Source organism: Nocardioides pelophilus (genome assembly GCF_014180685.1).
Taxonomy (GTDB): Bacteria; Actinomycetota; Actinomycetes; order Propionibacteriales; family Nocardioidaceae; genus Nocardioides; species Nocardioides pelophilus.
Map to the genome: position 1 here is coordinate 1 of NZ_JACEHF010000283.1, position 2,197 is coordinate 2,197.

Consider the following 2,197-nt stretch of genomic DNA (forward strand, 5'->3'; position numbering starts at 1 on the left):
ATCGCGGTAGACCCGGATCACGTCCTCGCGGAACTCCTTGGGGAACGGCTTCGGCACGGTGCACATCCTTCCAGCGCCGACACACATCGACGCAGATCAGATGTCACCTATCCGTGCAGCAGACCCCGGTACCTGTGGTGAGAGTGGACTGAGGGGCAACTACTCGTGGACATCGTGTGTGGCTCTTGTGGGAGCGAGGAGTTGATCCGCGATCCAGGCGCGCCCAAGTCAGCTGACATCCCACTGCTGTGCACGGAGTGTGGCTGGCGTGGAACAAGAAGCCCGAGAGCATCCTGTCCCAGGTGTGCCTCGACCGACCTGGACGAGACACCCATCGATGGGTGGGCCTACGGCGACCTTGACCAGGCTCGTGAGAATCCTGGGACGCCGGACTGGGGGTACGTGGACAAGACCGCCTACAGGTGCCGCAAGTGCCGCAACGAGTGGGTCAAGGCGGGGGAGTACCGCCCCTACGTCGCGCCTGAGCCGCGAACCGATGCTGACGCGATCTGGCGTCGCATTCACAACCACGCTGGGCAAGAGTTCTTCACCAAGTCGGGCCAGCGTTTCAGCTACGAGGCGACCCAGCGGGCGATCGACTTGAACAACACGAACCGGTTGATCCCGAGAAGCGACTTCGACAAGGCATTGGAACGTATGCCGGTGACGGGGCCTGGGGAGTTACAGGACCTGCAGGGCCCGTCCTACATCTACGGGATCCTCACGGACCTACGCATCAGCCAGCGTGACGAGCCAAGCGACGAGTCCAGATCCTGAGAACCTCTGCGATCTGGCACGGATCTGGCACGACGCCACATGACAAAGGCCCCCGATCCGCGTTTCCGCAGGTCAGGGGCCACATGTACTGGTGGGCGATACTGGGTTTGAACCAGTGACCTCTTCCGTGTCAAGGAAGCGCGCTACCGCTGCGCCAATCGCCCGGGTCTGGAGTTATGGAGGTGGGTACGGGATTTGAACCCGTGTACACGGATTTGCAGTCCGTTGCCTCGCCTCTCGGCCAACCCACCGTGGAGGCCTGGGTCTGACCTCTCCGAGCGGACGACGAGGCTCGAACTCGCGACCTCAACCTTGGCAAGGTTGCGCTCTACCAACTGAGCTACGTCCGCCTGCAACCCCCTCCGCGCCGAGTTTCCCCGGTGCGGCTGGTGCGCGTGAGAACAGTAGCCGATCGCCTCGGGAGCACCAAAACCGGCCCGTCCGTAGGGTGAGTCGCATGCGTGTGTGGATCAACGGAGCGTTGCTCGCGGACCCCAATGCCCCCGCCGTACCCGTCACTGATCACGGCCTCACGGTCGGCGATGCGGTGTTCGAGGCGATCAAGGTCGTCGACGGCCAACCGTTCGCGCTCGGCCTGCACCTCGACCGGCTGGAGCAGTCGGCGGCGGGGCTGGGGCTCGAGGGCGTCGACACCGACGTCGTACGCCGCGGCGTCGCCGCTGTGCTCGACGGCGACCCGCTGCCGCTCGGCCGACTGCGGATCACGGTCACCGCGGGGCCGGCGCCGATGGGGTCGGGCCGGGGGAGTAGCGAGCCTACGGTGATCGTGGCGGCGGGCCCGATGAACGCCAACCCGGAGACGACCACGGTCATCACCGTGCCGTGGCCGCGCAACGAGCGGGCGGCGCTGGCCGGCATGAAGACCACGTCGTACGCGGAGAACGTCGTCGCCCTCGCCGCCGCCCAGGAGAAGGGCGCGACCGAGGCGGTGTTCGCCAACCTCCAAGGCCACCTGTGCGAGGGCACCGGCAGCAACGTCTTCTACGTCGTCGACGGCGAGGTGCGTACGCCGACGCTGGCCAGTGGCTGCCTCGCCGGAGTCACCCGGCGGCTGGTCCTGGACTGGTTCGGGGGCATCGAGGTCGATGAACCCATCGAGGTCGCGGCGACCGCCGACGAGATCTTCCTGGTCTCCACCACCCGCGACGTCCAGGGCGTGACCCGCTGGGACGATCGCGAGCTGGCCGCGCCCGGGCCGGTCACCCGCAAGGCGATGGCGGTGTGGCGCGAGCGGGAGCCCGAGCTGCTGGGACGGTGATGCCTTGGTTTCGAGGCTCGCTTCGCTCGCACCTCAACCAGCGGCCGGGGGCTCGCTTCGCTCGCACCTCAACCAGCGGCCGGGGGCTCGCTTCGCTCGCACCTCAACCAGCGGCCGGGGGCTCGCTTCGCTCGCACCTCA

2 protein-coding genes and 3 tRNA genes are annotated in these 2,197 nt (G+C 67.0%); 2 read left to right on the plus strand and 3 right to left on the minus strand.

The features are described 5' to 3' along the window. The first annotated feature begins 402 nt into the window (after window positions 1-402). Complete coding sequence (locus H0488_RS22925) at window positions 403-777, plus strand: hypothetical protein (protein ID WP_183101489.1); 375 nt, start codon at window positions 403-405, stop codon at window positions 775-777. Window positions 778-866: 89 nt separating this feature from the next. On the opposite strand, the gene H0488_RS22930 is transcribed toward H0488_RS22925, so the two are convergent. The 3 genes from H0488_RS22930 to H0488_RS22940 all read right to left on the minus strand — a co-directional run bounded on the left by H0488_RS22930 (window position 867) and on the right by H0488_RS22940 (window position 1,127). Beyond that, window positions 867-941, minus strand: a tRNA-Val gene (locus H0488_RS22930). Between the two features lie 13 nt (window positions 942-954). After that, window positions 955-1,028: transfer RNA gene (locus H0488_RS22935), tRNA-Cys, on the minus strand. Between the two features lie 26 nt (window positions 1,029-1,054). Then, a tRNA-Gly gene (locus H0488_RS22940) sits at window positions 1,055-1,127 on the minus strand. A gap of 107 nt (window positions 1,128-1,234) precedes the next feature. Here H0488_RS22940 and H0488_RS22945 point away from each other — a divergent pair. Further along, on the plus strand, window positions 1,235-2,056 hold the full coding sequence (locus H0488_RS22945; RefSeq protein ID WP_183101490.1) for an aminotransferase class IV: 822 nt from the start codon (window positions 1,235-1,237) through the stop codon (window positions 2,054-2,056). Window positions 2,057-2,197: the final 141 nt, after the last annotated feature.